Raw genomic sequence first — 16,727 nt, 5'->3', positions numbered from 1 at the left:
CAGCGTGGTGGTCTCCGGTGCCGTCGGGACGGGGAAGAGTCACCTTCTCGACGCGATCGTCGCGGAACTCCGACGACGAGGCACTCTCGCGGTCCGCCTGCGGACAGGACGCGCGATATCGCGAGTCCCTCGAGCAGCGCTCGAGCACTGCGGAGACGTTCGGATGCGTTCCGCCCTGTCCGGTGAGCCGCTCGAGGCGCGCCTCGTCATCGTCGTGGACGACGTCCAGGACCTCGACGGCCCCTCCGCCACCGCCCTGGCCACCCTCGTCTACGCCGAACGTGCGAGCCTCCTCCTCGGCGTCTCGACGGCGCGGGCCGGCGAGCAGTCCCCCGGCCGCGAGCTCGCGTCGGACCTGTGGCTCCATGGCGTGGCGGACCGCTGGGACCTCCATGAGCTCGACCGCTCGGACGCCGCGATGTTCCTCGATGCGCTGCCTGGTTCTGCTCGGATCGACTCCGTCACGAGAGCGGCGATCATCGCCTACTCAGCGGGTTCCAGGAGACTCCTCCTGGAGCTGGCGGCCGAGGCCGGCTCGGCGCTGCAGAAGGGACGCGACCCGCTCGCGGCGATCGCGGATCCCGATCCGGGGAGCCGTCTCGCGGCCTCCGCAGACGCCGCCGTCGCCGACCTCACCGACGAGGAGGCCGAGGCTGTCGCCTTCCTCGGACGTCTGCCCGGACTCGGACACGCTCACGCCTCCCGCTTCCTCGACGGGGACGTGATCGACCGTCTCCTGGCGCGTCGTGTCGTCGTCGACGACCGCACACCCCTGCGGAACCTCTCCCCCGATCCGCTGCTGGCCCGCGCCGCGAGGCGCCGTGCGGGTGCCGAGGCCGTGGAGGCCATGCTCGCGCGCGCCTGCACGAGGATGCTGCGGTCGGATGCCCAGTGGTGGAGCGAACCGCTCGCCGCACACATCGCCGAATGGTGGCACAGGGGCCTCGATTCGGATCCCGCAGCGGCCGAGCTCGGCGCGGGCCTGCGGGCGAGAGTGCTCGCCTCCGCCGCGAAGTGGGAGAACGACCATGGCAACGCCGCCCTCGCCCTGGACTACGCCGACCTGCTCGTCCCTGCCGAGCGGACGGCCGAGTCGGAGCTGGAGGCCTGCCGGGCCCTCTCGCAGCTTCGCCGCGAGGACGCCGCCGTCCACCGTCTGATGGGGATCGGTCTCGGGACGGTCGATCCGCCGATGCTGACGAGGATCATCCGCTGGTGGGAGGCGCTGTGGGTGGCCGGAGCGCATGATTACAGCGTCGACGTCCTCGAACATCGCCTGCTCGCGGCGGGCAGGGTGGAGCGGGTCGCCACCCTCGGCGCGGCCCTTCTCCGCGCAGAGCGCGCGGCCCTGGCCCTGCGCTGGGACGAGGCGCGGGATCTGGCCGGGGCGATCGCCGACGAGGAGCAGGCGGATCGACGGACCCGGCTGGCCGCTCACCTCGTCGTCGGCCTGGCGAGCGCCCACCTGGGCCTGCCTGACCAGGCGCAGGCGGCTTTCGGCCAGGCCGAGCGGACCCGCCTGCGGACGGCCTCCCCCGAGCCCGCGGCCGAGCTCTGGATCCTGTGCTTCGAGGTGCTCGCCTCCGCGGTGGAGGAGAGCGAGCCGGACGCGCTCGGCGACCGCGTCACGGCCGCACTCGCGGGGGCGGTGCGGAGCGGGGATCCGCTGGCCCTCACGCTGGCGGGGATGTGCACGGGTGTCCTGGCGGCCGGTCGAGGCGACCACGAGACCGCGGTGCTGGACCTCTCTTCGACCGGGAGACGGGCGTCCATGCTGGCGGTGGGTCGATGGCTGCCGCTGCTGCACTTCACCCTGGCTCCGGCCCTCGGCTTCGTCGGACGGGATCGAGACGCCCGCACGGTGCTCGAGAGCGTCGACAGTGCCGTCGTCGACCGCAGTGCGATGTTCCGCCTCGCCCGGACGAACGCGGAAGCCTTCATCCGCCTGGCCGAGGCCGACGAGGCCCGATCCCGGAGGAGCCCTGTCGGCGTTCTGGAGCTGACGAGGCCGCGCGGCGGCCACGGGGCCTCGACTCGTCTCGCGCCCGGTTTCAGGTCCGCCCCGCAGGAAGACGCGCGGCATGCCGACCGACTCGGTCGGCGCGCGCCGCAGTACGTCGCCGACGACCTCACGCGTCGCGAACGCGAGATAGCCCTGCTGGTCGAGCAGGGGCTGTCGAACCGGGAGATCGCCGTGCGGCTGTTCCTCTCGGTCCGCACGGTGGAGTCGCATGTCTATCAGGCCCGCACGAAGGTGAGCGCACGCTCGCGGCGCGAGCTGGGACGACTGGTCGCCGACGACCTGCGACGGCGACGGCACGGCGCCTGACAGGAGGGCCTCATCGACCCGCTCTCAGCGGACCCCCTCAGCGACCCCGCTTCCCTCAGCGACCGCTGAGCACACGCACGAAGTCGGCGAGGAAGGCCTCCCTGTCGACATCGAGCACCACGACGGTGTCGGGTGCGTCCTCGCTCGCCCAGCTGACCGGGAGCCCTGTCGCCGTGCGCATGAGGTGCGCGCGTGTGGCGAAGCCGTCGCTCGTGATGTTCACCGGACCGGTGGTCTGCGCGGTGATCCACTCGGGCTGCACGAGCAGCGCGGCCGCGAGGCCGTCGTGGGCGGGCGAGACGCGGCGACCCCAGGCGTACTGGTAGAAGTCCATGTACGCCTCGAGCACCTGAGCCGAGAACGTGCCCCACTCGGTGCCGGCGCGGTGGAGCGCCTGCACGGCCTGCTCGTCGACGATCGTGCCCGCGGTGACGTTCACGCCGACCATCACGAGCCGGTTCCGCGGCGCCGCGAAGACGCGGCGGGCCGCCTCGACGTCGTTGTGGATGTTCGCATCCACCATCTGCACCGTCCCGAGCGGCGGGAACGGCCCGGACCCGCCCATGATGACCACCGAGCGGTACAGGGTCAGCAGCTCGGGCTCGATCTCGAGCGCGAGCCCGAGGTTCGACAGCGGCCCGACGGGCAGGAGGTCGTAGTACCCAGGACGCGAGCGGCCCAGCTCGACCAGCAGCTCGGCGCTCGAGAGCGGCGACAGGTTCTTCGGGGCGATCGGCTCGCTCCAGATGTCGCCCAGCCCGTCGTGCCCGTGCACGTGCGAGGCGATGCGCGGCTCCCCGATGATCGGGCCGGCGGCGCCCCGGGCGACGAGGGTGTCCTCGAGGCCCGCCACCGCGAGCACCCGTGCGATGTTGGTGAGCGCCGACTCGACCGGGGTGTTGCCGTAGACGCTGGTGATCGCCGACAGCTCGACGTCGTCGCGTCCGGCGAGGTAGAGCAGCGCGAGGGCGTCGTCGATGCCGGTGTCGGTGTCGAGGACGATGTGTCGGGTCTCTCGGGGGGCGTCGGAGGTCATGGCGGCCTTTCGGGTCAGGAGCTGAGCACGGCGTCGCGGCGCCGGGTGAAGCGGATGCGGGTGAGCACGAGCACGACGAGCGTGATCGCGTAGGGGGCGGCGTCGGTGAGCTGCTGCGGAGCACCGATGCCCTGCAGGCGGAAGCCGAGGGCCTCGGCCGCGCCGAACCCGAGGCAGGCCAGCGGCAGCCAGAGCGGCCGCGACGAGACCAGCATGACGGCGGCCACAGCGATCCAGCCGCGCCCAGCCGTCATGTTCTCGGTGAACACCGTCACGTTGCCGAGCGAGAGCTGCGCGCCCGCGACGCCGCAGAGGGCGCCCGCGGCGATGACCGTCCACATCCGGTACGAGGAGACGCCGATGCCGAGCGTCGTCGCCGCCTCCGGATGCTCGCCGACGCCGCGCAGGCGGAGACCGGCGGGCGTGGACTTGAGCCAGAGTCCCACGGCGACGATCACGACGAAGGCGAGGGGAACGAGCACCGTCTGCCCGGCGAAGATCGGACCGATCACCGGCACGTCGGCGAGGAACGCCATCTTCGGCAGGCCCTGCAGACCGGTGGGGGCGAAGGTGCCCGACACACCGAACAGCACGCGCAGCAGGAACCCGGTGAGGCCGACCGCGACGAGGTTGGCGCCGATGGCGATGATGATCGGGTCGGCGTTCCAGCGGGCGGCACCCACCGCGAGCACGACCGACGAGATGGCGGTCGTCACGATCGCCAGGGCGAGTCCGCCCCAGGCGCTGCCGGTGAGGTAGCTGCCCGCGACGCCGGCGAAGGCGCCCCACAGCATCTGCCCCTCGAGCGCGATGTTGAACACGCCCACCTGCGCCGAGATCGCTCCCGCGAGCGAGGCGTAGAGGATCGGAGTGGCCGCGAGGAGGACGGCGGCGATGAAGCCGAGCTCGAAGACGTGCATCAGGCGCTGCTCCTCTCGGTGCGACGCTGGTCGATGATGGTGCGGAGCGCCAGCACCACGATGACGACGCCCTGGAGCACGTCGGAGAGTTGCCGCGGCACGTCGGCCGTGCGCTCCATCGCCGCGCCGCCCACCTGGAGCACGGTGAACAGGATGCCGGTGACAGGGATGAGCGCCGGCCGACCGCCCGCGAGGAGCGCGGCGGCGAGCCCGGCGAACGTGTATCCGGGCGAGGTGAGCGCGCCGTCGATGAGGCGGTACGGCGGCGAGAGCACGATGATCGCGCCGACGAGGCCCGCCGCCGCGGCGCCCGTGGCCATCGCGCCGAACGCCAGGCGACCCACCCGCACACCGCCGTACGAGGCGAAACGTCGGTTGGCGCCGACGGTCCGCAGCTCGAAGCCCACGGCCGCGCGGGAGTCGACGAGCCAGAAGATCACCATGACGGCGATGATGAGGATGAGGCCCCACGTGGAGTAGGAGAAGTCGCCCAGCCCGGGCATCCGCGAGTCGGCGGGAAGGCGCGGGGTCTGCGCCACCGCCGAGCCCTGCTCGGCGAGCGGATACCGGACGAGGTACGACACGACCGCGACCGCGACCGGCGAGAGCAGGAGCGTCGAGATGATGATCGGGATCCCGAAGCGTGTGGCGAGGGGTGCCGAGAGAGCGCCGAACGCGCCCGAGACGATGACCGCCCCGACGACGGCCAACGGGACCGCGATGATGCCGGGCAGGCCGAGCTGGCCGGCGATGACGGCCGCCGTCACCCCGCCGAGCACCATCTGGCCGTTGCCGCCCATGTTGAACTCCCCCATCCGCAGCGGGATGGCGGCCGCGACAGCCATGCCGCAGATGAAGCCCCAGACCGAGATGGTGTAGTCGAGCGAATCGGGATCGAGCGCTCCGGAGACCACCGCGGAGTACGCCTCGAGCGGGTTCAGGCCGGCGCTGAGCATGATCGCCGCGCCGATGAGGAGCGCGACGACGACCGCGCCGACGGGCACGACGACGGGATGGCGGAACGCCACCCCGAGGACTCGGCGCCAGCCGCGGGCGCCCGCGCCGGCGGTCTCGATCGTGGGCGGGGTGGGCGTGGGGGCGATGGTCACGGGGTCACTCCCGCCATGGCGGCTCCGATGCGGTCGGTGGTGGCGTCGTCGCGGGCGAGCTCGGCGACGATCCGCCCTGAGTACATGACGAGCACACGGTCGGCGAGGGCCTGCAGCTCGCTGATCTCGTGCGAGATGAGGAGAACGGCCCGGCCCGCATCGCGGTACTCGAGGAGGCGGGCGTGGATCGACTCGATCGCGCCCACGTCGACGCCCTGCGTGGGCTGCTCGGCGACGAGGAGCGGAGCGCCGTGCGAGAGCTCGCGCGCGACCACGACCTTCTGGGCGTTGCCGCCCGACAGGGCGCCCACGGGCAGCTGCTCCCCCGCCGTGCGCACGCCGTAGTCGGCGATGAGCTCGCGGGCGCGCTCGCGCTCGGCGCGGAGCGACATCCAGCCCCGTCCCCAGCCGCGCCGGCGGCCCACGGGAGCGTCGCGGTGGTGGCCGAGGGTGAGGTTCTCGGCGACCGACATGGTCACCGCCGTGCCCTCCGCCCGCCTGTCCTCGGGGATCAGCGCGATCCCGCGCTCACGACGGTCGCGCACCGAGAGGCGGCCGAGATCGTCGCCATGGAGGCGGATGCGACCCCGGTCGGTGTCGAGGGTGCCGAGGATCGCGGCCGCGAGCTCGTGCTGGCCGTTGCCGGAGACACCGGCGATGCCGACGATCTCGCCGGCACGCACGTCGAGCGAGATGTCGTCGAGCACGACGGTCCCCCGCTCGGTGAGACCGAGACCCTCGACCGCGAGCACGACGTCGCCCGGCTCTCCCAGTCCCGGGTTGCGGACGACGGTGACCTCGCGGCCCGTCATCGCGGTGACGAGCTCGTCGGCGGTCGCAGCGTGAGCGTCGAAACGGCCCGTGACGCGGCCGTCGCGCAGCACGGTGACGTCGTCGCTGATCGCGAGCACCTCGTGGATCTTGTGCGTGACGAGCACGACCGTCGAGCCGGCGTCGGCCGCGCGGCGGATCACGGCGAAGAGCGAGTCGACCTCGGCCGGCGTGAGCACCGCCGTGGGCTCGTCGAGGATGAGGATCCGGGCGTCTCGGTGGAGCGCTTTGAGGATCTCGACCCGCTGTCGGGCGCCGGCCGAGAGGCGACCGACCACCGCATCCGGATCGGTGTCGAGCCCGTAGCGTTCGCTGAGCTCGAGCACGCGCTGACGCGCCGCGCGCCGATCGATCAGGCCTCGGCGGCGGGGCTCCGCACCGTAGACGACGTTCTCGGTGACGGTCATCGTGTCGAACAGCCTGAAGTGCTGATGCACCATGCCGAGCCCGGCGGCGATGGCGTCGAGCGGGCCGCTGAAGCGGCGCGGCGTCCCGCCGACGACGATCTCACCGGAGTCGGGCTGCTCGAGCCCGAACAGGATCGACATCAGCGTCGACTTGCCCGCGCCGTTCTCGCCCATGACGGAGTGCACGGTGCCGGTACGCAGCACGAGGTCGACGCCGTCGTTCGCGACGACGGCGCCGAACCTCTTGCCGATCCCCCGCAGCTCGACCGCCGGAGGCGGGTCGGCTGCGGGGGCGGTGACGTCAGGGGACGACGTCATCCCGCGGTGAGCGGGTCCGTCACGGTGAGCGAGCCGTCGACGATCTGGTCGCGCACCTCCTTGACCTTCTCGATCACGTCGGGGTGGTCGGCGATGAGGCACTGCGAGTCGGCCACGCCGTCCTCGAGGCCGGTGAGGCTCATGCCGCCCTCGGCGAGGCCATAGGCGGCGAATCCACCGGTCTTGCCGTCGAGGATGTCTCCGACCGAGTTCACCAGTGCGATGTCGACACGCTTGATCGCGTTGTCGACCACGTTCCCGGGCGACTCCAGGCACTGGTTGGTGTCGACTCCGAACGCTTTGAAGCCGTTCTCCGCCGCCGCCTCGAAGACGCCGGTGTTGCCACCCGAGGCCGCCGCCTGGACGTAGTCCGCCCCGCCCTCGGCGAGGATCTGCGCCTGCGCCTTGGCGCGCGCCTGATCACCGAACGGGTTGTCACCGCCGACGTACTGCACCGCCGTCGCGATCGAGGGGTCGATGCTCTGCGCGCCCGCGAAGAACGGGTCGACCCAGCGGTGGATGAACGGGGTGTCGAGAGCGGCGACGACGCCGACGCTCTTCTTCTGGCTGAGCAGGCCCGCCTCGACGCCGGTGAGGTAGGTGGCCTCGTACTCCTTGAAGACCGCGGCCGTGAGGTTCGGCGTCGGGTTCTCGGCAGAGGTGTCGATCAGGAGGAACTGCTGGTCGGGGTTGTCGGCCGCGGCCTCGGTGATCTGGTCGAGAACGCTGAAGCTCACGCCGATGATGATGTCCGGCTTCTCGCGGAGCGCCGCGTCGATGTTCTGCTGGATGCTCGTCGGGTCCTCGCTCTCGAAGACGTCGACCTTGGCGCCGTACTTCTCGCCGGCCTCCTTGGCGCCGTCGGCGGCGAGCTGCAGGAAGTTGTTGGCGCCGATGGGGGTCGGCGTGATCAGCACGATCGATTTGTCTCCCCCGGCCGACGACGTGGAGTCGCCGGTGGAGGACCCTCCGGAGGAGCAGGCGGCGACGGAGGCGAGCAGACCGGCGGCGACGACCACCGCTCCTGCTCGACGGGCGAATGCGGACATGGCGATACCTCGGTTCGGGTGGGTGCTGTGGGTCGCAGGATGTGCTGCCCTACAACGGTAGCCAATCCCGGGCCCAACTCCGGACACTGTTACCTCCGCTTACCTGCAGGGTCTCCCGTCCCCATCCGCCCTCGTACGGTCGTCGATGCACCACGGAAGGAATGCACCATGACCATCAGGACCAAGCTCCTCGCCGCCGCAGCGGCACTCCCCCTGCTCGCCGTCCTCGCGGGCTGCGCCGGTTCGAGCGGCGCGGGCGGCACGGGCTCCGCAGACTCGAGCGAGCCGGTGAAGATCGGCGTCGTCGGGGCCAGCGACCCGTACTGGGAGACGTACAAGCAGGCCGCGGTCGACGCGGGCATCGCCGTGGACATCGTCGACTTCTCCGATTACGCCCAGCCCAACCCGGCGCTCAGCGAGGGCGAGCTTGACCTCAACCAGTTCCAGCACATCGTCTACCTGTCTCAGTACAACGTCTCCAGCGGGTCCGACCTCGTGCCGATCGGCGCGACGGCCATCTACCCGCTCGGCCTGTACTCGACGAAGTACGACTCGGTGGGCGACATCCCCGCCGGAGAGACCGTCGCGGTGCCGAACGACGAGTCGAACCTGGCCCGCGGTCTCCTCGTCCTCCAGTCGGCGGGTCTCGTGAAGCTCAAGGACGGCGGCAGCATCTTCGCCAGCCTCGACGACATCGACGAGGCGGGCTCGAAGGTGAAGGTCACGACGCTCGAGGCGTCGCTGACCCCGACGTCGCTCCCGGATGTGGCCGCCGCGATCATCAACAACGACTTCGTCGAGGATGCGGGGCTCACCGCATCGGACGCCATCGCCAAGGACGACCCGTCCGACCCCAACGCCCTGCCGTACGTGAACGTCTTCGCCGCGCGAGCGGAGGATGCGGACAACCCGACCTACCAGAAGCTGGTCGAGATCTACCAGGACACCCAATCCGTGCTCGACGGCGTCCAGAAGGCGTCGGGAGGCACCGCCGTCTTCCTCAAGACCCCCGTCGACGATCTGCGGTCGTCGCTCGAGAAGGTCGAGGCCGACACCGAAGCCCACCAGGGCTGACCGGATGGCACTGATCACGCTCGAGAACGTGACGAAGCGGTACCCCGCCCCCACCCGGGGCGGGGTACCGCTCGTCGCCGTCGACGACGTCTCGCTCGAGATCGAGCAGGGCGACGTGTACGGCATCATCGGCTACTCCGGTGCAGGCAAGAGCACCCTGGTCCGTCTCGTCAACGCCCTGGAAAAGGCGACGTCCGGCCGCATCCTCCTCGACGGGAAGGACATCACGTCGCTGCCCGAACGGGAGCTGCGCAGGCTGAGACTCGGCATCGGGATGATCTTCCAGCAGTTCAACCTGTTCTCCTCCCGCACCGTCCGTGGCAACGTCGCGTATCCGCTGCACGTCGCCCGGCGCCCGGCCCGCGAGATCGCTGCCCGGGTCGACGAGCTGCTGTCGTTCGTCGGCCTCTCCGACAGGGCCGACGCCTACCCCGAGCAGCTCTCCGGCGGGCAGAAGCAGAGGGTGGGCATCGCGCGAGCGCTCGCGACGAGCCCCCGCATCCTGCTCGCCGACGAGGCCACGAGCGCCCTCGACCCCGACACCACCCAGGAGGTGCTCGCGCTGCTGCGCCGGGTGAACGAGGAGTTCGGCGTGACCATCCTGGTCATCACCCATGAGATGGACGTGATCCAGAGCCTCGCCACGAAGGTCGCGGTGATGGACGGCGGGCGGGTGGTCGAGCACGGGGACGTGTTCGACGTGTTCTCCCGGCCTCGGGAGATCGCCTCCGAGCGCTTCGTGTCGACGGTCGTGAGAGGGGTTCCCTCGCCCGTGGAGCTCGCCGTGCTGCGGGAGCGGCACCCGGGCCGGATCGTGACGTTCTCGTTCCGGGACGGCACGCAGTCGCAGGCGTCCGTGTTCGTCGTGCTGGCCGAGGCCGGGGTCGGCTTCGAGCTGGTCTACGGCGGGATCAACGACATCCGAGGAAGGGCGTTCGGTCACCTCACGCTCGCACTCACCGCACCGGACGCGGCCATCGACGCGGCTCTCGCACGCATCCGCGAGACGACGGACGTAACCGAACCCGGCCGGGCGGGAGGTGCGTGATGGACGACCTCATCCGGCTCCTCCCCCAGCTGTGGGAGGCGACCTACGAGACGCTGTTCATCGTGGGTCTGAGCCTCCTCTTCGGCGGGGTCGGAGGACTCGTCCTCGGGATGGCCCTGTACGTCACCCGCGCGGGCAACCTCTACGCCCACCGGGTCGTGTCGGCGGTGCTGAACGTCCTGGTCAACATCTTCCGGCCCATCCCGTTCATCATCTTCCTCGCCGCGGCCCAGCCCCTCGCGCGGCTCGTGGTCGGGACCGGCATCGGGAACACGGCGATCATCTTCACGCTCTCGCTCGCCGCGGCCTTCGGCATCAGCAGGATCGTCGAGCAGAACCTCCTCACCGTGCAGCCCGGCGTGATCGAGGCCGCCCGCTCGATGGGAGCCGGACGGATGCGCATCCTGGCCACCCTGGTCGTGCCGGAGGCGCTCGGTCCGCTGATCCTGGGATACACGTTCGTCTTCGTGGCCCTGGTCGACATGTCGGCCGTCGCCGGCTACGTCGGGGGCGGCGGCCTCGGCACCTTCGCGATCCAGTACGGCTACCGCCAGTTCGAACCCGCTGTGACCTGGGCCGCCGTCCTCGTCATCATCCTGCTCGTCCAGCTCGTGCAGCTCGTCGGCAACCGCCTCGCCCGCACCGCCCTCCGCCGATGAGAGCGTGCCCGACGCCGAGCGGCGAGTAGGCGCCCTCTCCCGCACGTGGGAGGGGCGCCTTCTCGCCGTTCGGCGGTGGCTTGGGCTAGCGCAGCCTGGGGATGACGTCGCGGGCGAAGCGCTGCAGCTCGGAGAGAGAGGGCGAGAACTGGAGCAGCAGGGTGTCGACGCCGACGGCCTCGAACTCGCGGATGCGGGCCGCGACCTGCTCGGGGGTGCCGATGAGCTCGGGACGGAGTCCGCGGTTGGAGACGGAGTAGTCGCGGAGGCTCACGGCCGTGTCGAGGTGGGAGCGGCTGACGAACTGCTGGTACGACTCGTACGCCGCGCCCTCGCGCACGTTCGTGATGCGGTCGAGCTCCGCCTGAGCCTCCTCCTCGGTGTCGCGCACGATCGCGTACGCGGCCATGCCGAAGTGCTCGAACGGCTCGCGGCCGGCCTCCGCGCGGCGACGGCGCATGTCGTCGATCTTCACTCGCAGCTCGTCGACGGTCCCACCGTGGGTGAGGTACGCATCCGCGAAGGACGAGATCGCCGTGCGGCCGGCTTCGCTCTCGCCGCCCGCGTAGATGAGGGGCTGTACCGATGGTTTCGGCTCGAGGTAGGTCTCCGTCAGCTGGAAGGAGCTGCCCGCATGGGAGTACGGGGTCTCCGACCAGAGGCCGCGGAGCACCTCGACGTACTCGGTGCTCACGGCGTACCGGTCGTCGTGCTCCTGGAAGGTCACGCCGTACTGCCGGGCCTCCTCCTCCCACCACGCCGACACGACGTTGAGGGTGAAGCGCCCGTTCGCGATCGCCTGGATGGTCGCGGCCTGCTTCGCGGTCAGGGCTGGCGGGTGGAAGCTCGGCCGGAGGGCCGTCATGATCTCGATCCGGCTCGTCACCGCGGCCACGGCGGCCGTCGTCGCCCACGCGTCGAACGTCGGTCCGTCGAGACCCTTGATGTCGTTGAGGTTGAGCTCGGGGATGAGGGTCACGTCGAAGCCGACCTCGTCCGCGGTGCGCGAGATCTCCGCGATGTGCTCGAAGGTGAGCGGCGTCTCCTCGTCGTCGACGTTGCGCAGCCAGCCGCCGAAGACGGGCGTCCAGTAGCCGAACCTCATGCGGTCACCGCCGCGTAGTCCGCGGCCAGCGCGCGACCGAGGTAGTCGGCCACGGCGCCCGCGCCGACGGCGCCGGTCGCGGCCTCGACGTCGGGGCTGTAGTTGGTGTTCGTGTTGATGTCGTAGGGCACCAGCCGCCCGTCGGCGGTCTCGAAGTACTCCACGCCCGCGACCTCCACGCCCTGGGCGGCGAGGAACGCACCAAGCCGCACGATGAACGGGTCGGCGGCGCCCACGTCGTCCCTGACCGTGAACAGCGACGACTCGCCTGCACCCGGGACGTCGCAGGCCGCCGTCGCGAACCCCTGCACGAGCACGGGGGCGACGGGGCCGTCGATCAGCCCGGCCAGGGCGACCGCGCCGGATGGCGCCGTCCCCTCCTGGGCCGGCACCGCGCACGCCTCCGCCGGGCAGAGCTCGAACGTCCCCGCGGAGGTGTCGACCCGGACGGCGTAGACGAGCTCGCCGCCGACGAACTCGGCACGCGTCACGAAGGGGGCCGCGGTCTGCACGTACTCCTGGAGGAGCGTGATCCCGTCGACGGGCTGCTCGAAGTCGTCGCTCGCGACGTAGGCGTCGAACTCCTCGTACGAGTCGAAGCGACGGACGCCGAGCCCCTTCCCGCCCTGGTTGTGCTTGGTGATGAAGGGCACGGGAAGCTCACGCGCGCGAGCGACGAGATCGGCCGAGCCGAAGACGGCGATGGTGCGGGGCACGTCGAACCCGGCCGCGGCGAGTGCCGCGTACTGCGCCACCTTGCTCACCTCGAGCTCGACGACGCGGCTCCCGTTCACCACACGACGGCCGTGCGACTCCAGCCAGCGGTACACGGCGCGCGCGTACTCCTTCGCGTGCTCGTGGTCGCGGGTGTGCGACGACGCGCTGAGCCTCGACCAGAACACGCCCTCAGGCGGGATGGACGCGAGGTCGATCGACCCGCCGTCGAGCCGCCACTCCTCGTACGGGACACCGGCGCTCTCGAGCGCCGCGCGCAGCGGCGGCAGCCAGTCGTCGTTCTCGTGGAGGATGTGGATGCGAGGCTCAGCCACCGCGATGTCCCTTCCGTTCGTGCGCACCGTGTCCGTCACGCGCTCTGTGTTCGTCACGCGCACCGTGTCCGTCGCGCGCTCTGTGTCCGTCACGCGCTTTGTGTCCGTCACGCGCTTTGTGTCCGTCACGCGCTTTGGCCACCCGCGCTCGCGCGCAGCTCGCCGTAGACGTCGGTGGGGTCCGTGCCCCGCACGAACCAGTCTCCCAGTATGCGCTCCTTGTAGACGCGCGGATTGTGCGAGGCGAGAGTGCGGGCGTTGCGCCAGTGCCGATCCAGGGCGAGGTCCTTCGACACCCCCGACGATCCCAGGGCGTCGAACACGATCGTCGTGGCCGTCAGCGTGGCCTCGATGATCGCCACCTGAGCCTGCGTCGTCTCGACGGTGGCGGCGACGAGCGCCCGGTGCTCCGCCTCCGCGTCCCCGCGCGCGTGGGCGGCGGCGATGGGGTCGAGGGTCGCGCTGGAGCGCTGCACCGCGGCCTCCGCCGAGAACGCGAGAGCGGAGATCCTGCCGATGACCTGCAGGAGCTGGGGGTCGTCCGCCGCGGTGCCGGCCAGCCCGTGCGAGTAGGTGCGCGCCCTGGCCTTCAGCGCTGCGATCCCGTCGCGCTGGACCGCCTTGGCGATCCCGGCGAGGATGGCCAGGAGCGAGGTCTGGTAGAAGAGGTTCTGGTAGCTGAAGCGATCGCCCGCCTCGAACACGTCGACGTCCTCGACACGGGCGTTCCGGTAGTTGGCGCTCCCGCTGGCGGTCGTCTGCTGGCCGAATCCGCGCCAGTCGTCGACGAGCTCGACCCCGGGCTGATCGCGACGCACGAGGGCGGTGATGAGACGACCCTGCTCCGTGCGGCCGAGCACGTCGAGCCAGTCGGCGTAGAGGCTGCCCGTGGCGTAGAACTTCGCACCGGAGAGCCGCCAGCCGTCGCCCTCCGGCGTCAGCACGGTCTTGAGGTCGCCGAAGGAGCCGTTGTTGGCCTCGGTCCATCCCCCGCCGACGAACTCCCCGGCCAGGATGCGCTCGAGCCAGAGGTCGTTGGCCGGTGACGGCGGCGCGTTCAGGCGGTCCTCGACGAAGGCGAGGTGGTTGCGGAAGACGTGCGCGATGTTCGGATCCGCCGCTCCCAGGTCGGTGAGCAGCTGGAAGGTCTGCCGCAGTGACGCTCCCCCGCCGCCGAGCGCCTCGGGCACGCGGACACGACCGAGACCGGCGGCGACGAGGCGACGCACCTCGTCGTATCCGAACGCTCGCTCCCTCTCCCGATCGAGGTTGCCCGCGGCGATCTCCTCGAACAGCGGGGCGAACCGGGCCGCGAGCTCGGCGTCATCCGCGGTGGGCGGGGCCAGGAGATCCTGGCTGATCGTCGTCGTCGTCATCGGTGTCCTCCTACGAGGACGCGGTCCTCGGTCGTGGTGAAGCCGGCCGCCGCGACGGCGTCGAGGCCGTGGCGGAGGTCGGTGATCAGGTCGTCGACGGTCTCGATGCCGATCGAGAGCCGGATGAGTCCCGGATGGATCCCCAGTCGGGCACGGCGCTCGTCTCCGAACGAGAGGTGGGTGGTGGTGCCGGGGTGGATGGCCATCGAACGGGTGTCGCCGATGTTCGTCATCCGGGAGAACACCTGAAGCCGGTCGATGAGGACGCGGGCGCCCTCGAGACCCCCGGCGACAGTGAAGGCGAAGACGGATCCCGTGCGACCGCCGTAGAGCCGCTCCGCGAGCGCGTGGTCGGGATGTCCTGGCAGGCCGGCGAAGTCGACGCTCTCCACCTCGCGCTGGTCCTCCAGCCACCGTGCGATCGTGACGGCGTTGTCGAGGTGGCGCTCCATCCGCAGCGAGAGCGTCTCGATGCCCTGCTGCAGGAGGAACCCGGTGAACGGCGACAGCGCCGGCCCGAGGTCGTTCACCGCGGTCAGCCGCAGGTAGCCCTCGAACGCATGCCGGGGGCCGAGGCGATCGAGGAACGACGGTGCGCCGGGTGATTGCGGGTCGGTGAGCAGCGGAAACCGGCGAGGGCTGCCCCGCCAGTCGAACGTGCCACCGTCGACGACGGCGCCCGAGATGCCCGCGCCGTGCCCGGAGAGGAACTTGGTCGAGGAGTGCACGACGATGCTCGCGCCGAGCTCGATCGGCCGGATGAGGTACGGGGTCGCCACGGTGTTGTCGACCACGAGCGGGATGCCGGCGTCGGCCGCGATCCCGGCGACGAGCTCGATGTCGACGATGTCGTTCTTGGGGTTGGGGATCGTCTCGGTGAACACCGCCTTCGTCGACGGCCCGATCGCCGCCTCCCACGCGGCGGGGTCGCGCCAGTCGTGGACGTAGTCGACGCCGATCCCGAGCCGCTTCAGGGCCCGGTCGAACAGGATCTGGGTCCCGCTGTAGATGCTGGCCGTCGACACGAAGCGGTCGCCCGCCTCGAGCAGGGCGATCAGCGTCGTCGAGATCGCGGCGGTACCCGATCCCACCACCACCGCTCCGGCGCCGCCCTCGAGCGACGCGATACGACGCTCCGCGACCGCGTTGGTGGGATTGAGGTGGCGGGAGTAGAGCTGTCCTTCCTCCGTGCCGGCGAAGCGTCCGTGGGTCTGGTCGAACGACTCGAACCGGAACGCGTTGGCGAGGTGGATGGGCGTCACCCGCGACCCGTAGCCGGGCTCCGGCTGCTCGCCGGCGTGCACCTGGCGGGTGTCGAAGCCGAATCCGTCCCAGTCGTAGTGCGGGGGCCAGACCTCGCTCACGAGGCCACCCTCTCCGCCGCGCGGGCGAAGGCCGCTCTGGCTCCCTCGAGCACCACGGGAGGGGCGCCGAGACCGGTCCTCTCGCGCAGCGTGCGTCCCGTCGAGGGTTCGACCACGCCGCGGTCGACGAGTCGCCGTGCGGTCTCGATCACCCGGTCGAGCGGCGTCGCGGGATCGGCGACGAGCAGGAGGTGACCCCCGTCGAGATGCGGGCCGTCCAGCTCCGGGCTGCCGAGGTCCGGGCCGTCGAGATGCGGGCCGTCCAGCTCCGGGCTGCCGAGGTCCGGGCTCGCCTCGACCGACACGGGGCGGTAGACGGCGGGGCCCGCATCCGCGGAGACGAGGTCGGCAGTGCCCACCACGAGCTCGGCGACACCCTCCGCGGCGGCCGCTTCTGCGGCACTGCGGACGTACCAGCCGAGGACGGGCGAGCCCTGCGGTGTGGTCGGGATGGTCAGCGGGCCCGCGACGTCGAAGACGCCGTGATGATCGATGTGCACGATCCGATCGGCGTCCGCATAGACCCTGGTCTCGCGGTCCGCGACGATGGCGTCGATCGGGAAGCTCTGCCAGAGCGCCCGGAGGACGAGGGCGACGTCCCGCGTGGTCTCGGGCCGGAGCGGTGCACCGCCCGAGAGGCGGGCACCACCCCAGGCCTCGCGGCCTGGTGCGTCGAGCGGTGCCGACGTGTCGCGCTCGGCGAGCAGCACCCCCGCGCGTCCCGCGGACAGGTGGTCGATCGAGGCGACCCTGCGCGCGAGGTTGTACGGGTGGTCGCGCTGGGGCGCCGCGGCCAGGAGGAGGGGGGTCGTCGTCCCCGCCGCGAGCGCCGCCGCGGCGATGCTCGGATCGAGGGTCGTGCGGCCGGGCTCCCCCAGCACGCGGTCGGTGCCGAGCGCCAGGAAGGCGGCACCGAGCCGGTCGAGCCGCCCGAGCGCGTCGGGGGCGGCGATCAGCTGCACGAGGTGCGTTCCGGCCAGTCCGACGGCGAACCGCGGTCGTCGCTGCGTTCCCATGCGAGTACTCCTTCGATCGTTGCGTTCCCCGCCACGC

14 protein-coding genes are annotated in these 16,727 nt (G+C 71.3%); 4 read left to right on the top strand and 10 right to left on the bottom strand.

Annotated elements, in window-relative coordinates; all coding sequences use genetic code 11:
* Positions 1-163: 163 nt before the first annotated feature.
* Positions 164-2,329, top strand: coding sequence for a LuxR C-terminal-related transcriptional regulator (locus tag ACFJGV_RS01265; protein ID WP_378146223.1), 2,166 nt, complete (start codon positions 164-166; stop codon positions 2,327-2,329).
* Positions 2,330-2,384: 55 nt separating this feature from the next.
* On the opposite strand, the gene ACFJGV_RS01260 is transcribed toward ACFJGV_RS01265, so the two are convergent.
* The 5 genes from ACFJGV_RS01260 to ACFJGV_RS01240 are packed head-to-tail and all read right to left on the bottom strand — an operon-like array spanning position 2,385 to position 7,999.
* Positions 2,385-3,365 carry a nucleoside hydrolase gene (locus tag ACFJGV_RS01260; RefSeq protein ID WP_378146221.1) on the bottom strand — a complete coding sequence of 327 codons (981 nt, stop codon included), beginning with the start codon at positions 3,363-3,365 and terminating at the stop codon, positions 2,385-2,387.
* 14 nt (positions 3,366-3,379) lie between these two features.
* On the bottom strand, positions 3,380-4,285 hold the full coding sequence (locus ACFJGV_RS01255) for an ABC transporter permease (RefSeq protein ID WP_378146219.1): 906 nt from the start codon (positions 4,283-4,285) through the stop codon (positions 3,380-3,382).
* Positions 4,285-5,394, bottom strand: a complete 1,110-nt coding sequence (locus ACFJGV_RS01250; RefSeq protein WP_378146218.1) for an ABC transporter permease — start codon at positions 5,392-5,394, stop codon at positions 4,285-4,287. Before ACFJGV_RS01250 ends, ACFJGV_RS01255 begins: the two co-directional genes overlap by 1 nt.
* Complete coding sequence (locus ACFJGV_RS01245; RefSeq protein ID WP_378146217.1) at positions 5,391-6,950, bottom strand: ABC transporter ATP-binding protein; 1,560 nt, start codon at positions 6,948-6,950, stop codon at positions 5,391-5,393. The genes ACFJGV_RS01250 and ACFJGV_RS01245 overlap by 4 nt, the downstream gene beginning before the upstream one ends.
* Positions 6,947-7,999 (bottom strand): BMP family ABC transporter substrate-binding protein, encoded by a 1,053-nt coding sequence (locus ACFJGV_RS01240; RefSeq protein ID WP_378146216.1) that lies wholly within the window; start codon positions 7,997-7,999, stop codon positions 6,947-6,949. The genes ACFJGV_RS01245 and ACFJGV_RS01240 overlap by 4 nt, the downstream gene beginning before the upstream one ends.
* A 168-nt stretch (positions 8,000-8,167) precedes the next feature.
* On the opposite strand from ACFJGV_RS01240, the gene ACFJGV_RS01235 reads away from it, so the two are divergent.
* The 3 genes from ACFJGV_RS01235 to ACFJGV_RS01225 are packed head-to-tail and all read left to right on the top strand — an operon-like array spanning position 8,168 to position 10,780.
* Complete coding sequence (locus ACFJGV_RS01235; RefSeq protein ID WP_378146214.1) at positions 8,168-9,073, top strand: MetQ/NlpA family ABC transporter substrate-binding protein; 906 nt, start codon at positions 8,168-8,170, stop codon at positions 9,071-9,073.
* A gap of 4 nt (positions 9,074-9,077) precedes the next feature.
* Positions 9,078-10,121, top strand: a complete 1,044-nt coding sequence (locus tag ACFJGV_RS01230; RefSeq protein ID WP_378146212.1) for a methionine ABC transporter ATP-binding protein — start codon at positions 9,078-9,080, stop codon at positions 10,119-10,121.
* Positions 10,121-10,780 carry a methionine ABC transporter permease gene (locus ACFJGV_RS01225; protein ID WP_378146211.1) on the top strand — a complete coding sequence of 220 codons (660 nt, stop codon included), beginning with the start codon at positions 10,121-10,123 and terminating at the stop codon, positions 10,778-10,780. The genes ACFJGV_RS01230 and ACFJGV_RS01225 overlap by 1 nt, the downstream gene beginning before the upstream one ends.
* Before the next feature lie 85 nt (positions 10,781-10,865).
* Here ACFJGV_RS01225 and ACFJGV_RS01220 read toward each other — a convergent pair whose 3' ends face one another.
* The 5 genes from ACFJGV_RS01220 to ACFJGV_RS01200 form a co-directional block, all read right to left on the bottom strand.
* Positions 10,866-11,885, bottom strand: coding sequence for an LLM class flavin-dependent oxidoreductase (locus tag ACFJGV_RS01220; protein WP_378146209.1), 1,020 nt, complete (start codon positions 11,883-11,885; stop codon positions 10,866-10,868).
* The gene (locus tag ACFJGV_RS01215) at positions 11,882-12,934 is read right to left on the bottom strand and encodes a RimK family alpha-L-glutamate ligase (protein WP_378146207.1); all 1,053 of its coding nucleotides are present in this window, start codon (positions 12,932-12,934) and stop codon (positions 11,882-11,884) included. The genes ACFJGV_RS01220 and ACFJGV_RS01215 overlap by 4 nt, the downstream gene beginning before the upstream one ends.
* Positions 12,935-13,059: 125 nt before the next feature.
* On the bottom strand, positions 13,060-14,310 hold the full coding sequence (locus ACFJGV_RS01210) for an acyl-CoA dehydrogenase family protein (RefSeq protein WP_378146206.1): 1,251 nt from the start codon (positions 14,308-14,310) through the stop codon (positions 13,060-13,062).
* On the bottom strand, positions 14,307-15,674 hold the full coding sequence (locus ACFJGV_RS01205; protein ID WP_378146204.1) for an O-acetylhomoserine aminocarboxypropyltransferase/cysteine synthase family protein: 1,368 nt from the start codon (positions 15,672-15,674) through the stop codon (positions 14,307-14,309). The genes ACFJGV_RS01210 and ACFJGV_RS01205 overlap by 4 nt, the downstream gene beginning before the upstream one ends.
* Complete coding sequence (locus ACFJGV_RS01200) at positions 15,671-16,690, bottom strand: hypothetical protein (protein WP_378146202.1); 1,020 nt, start codon at positions 16,688-16,690, stop codon at positions 15,671-15,673. The genes ACFJGV_RS01205 and ACFJGV_RS01200 overlap by 4 nt, the downstream gene beginning before the upstream one ends.
* Positions 16,691-16,727 lie beyond the last annotated feature (37 nt).

It is taken from the genome of Cnuibacter sp. UC19_7 (assembly GCF_042699995.1).
Taxonomy (GTDB): domain Bacteria; phylum Actinomycetota; class Actinomycetes; order Actinomycetales; family Microbacteriaceae; genus Cnuibacter.
The sequence above is the reverse complement of the archived record's forward strand: the minus strand, read 5'-3'. Positions and strand labels throughout refer to the sequence as shown.

What these genes read in the sequence shown, in the direction of transcription:
- ACFJGV_RS01265 (WP_378146223.1), top strand. Translation starts at nt 164, where the DNA reads ATGCGTTCCGCCCTGTCCGGTGAGCCGCTCGAGGCGCGCCTCGTCATC.
- ACFJGV_RS01260 (WP_378146221.1), bottom strand. Translation starts at nt 3,365, where the DNA reads ATGACCTCCGACGCCCCCCGAGAGACCCGACACATCGTCCTCGACACC.
- ACFJGV_RS01255 (WP_378146219.1), bottom strand. Translation starts at nt 4,285, where the DNA reads ATGCACGTCTTCGAGCTCGGCTTCATCGCCGCCGTCCTCCTCGCGGCC.
- ACFJGV_RS01245 (WP_378146217.1), bottom strand. Translation starts at nt 6,950, where the DNA reads ATGACGTCGTCCCCTGACGTCACCGCCCCCGCAGCCGACCCGCCTCCG.
- ACFJGV_RS01240 (WP_378146216.1), bottom strand. Translation starts at nt 7,999, where the DNA reads ATGTCCGCATTCGCCCGTCGAGCAGGAGCGGTGGTCGTCGCCGCCGGT.
- ACFJGV_RS01235 (WP_378146214.1), top strand. Translation starts at nt 8,168, where the DNA reads ATGACCATCAGGACCAAGCTCCTCGCCGCCGCAGCGGCACTCCCCCTG.
- ACFJGV_RS01230 (WP_378146212.1), top strand. Translation starts at nt 9,078, where the DNA reads ATGGCACTGATCACGCTCGAGAACGTGACGAAGCGGTACCCCGCCCCC.
- ACFJGV_RS01225 (WP_378146211.1), top strand. Translation starts at nt 10,121, where the DNA reads ATGGACGACCTCATCCGGCTCCTCCCCCAGCTGTGGGAGGCGACCTAC.
- ACFJGV_RS01220 (WP_378146209.1), bottom strand. Translation starts at nt 11,885, where the DNA reads ATGAGGTTCGGCTACTGGACGCCCGTCTTCGGCGGCTGGCTGCGCAAC.
- ACFJGV_RS01210 (WP_378146206.1), bottom strand. Translation starts at nt 14,310, where the DNA reads ATGACGACGACGACGATCAGCCAGGATCTCCTGGCCCCGCCCACCGCG.
- ACFJGV_RS01200 (WP_378146202.1), bottom strand. Translation starts at nt 16,690, where the DNA reads ATGGGAACGCAGCGACGACCGCGGTTCGCCGTCGGACTGGCCGGAACG.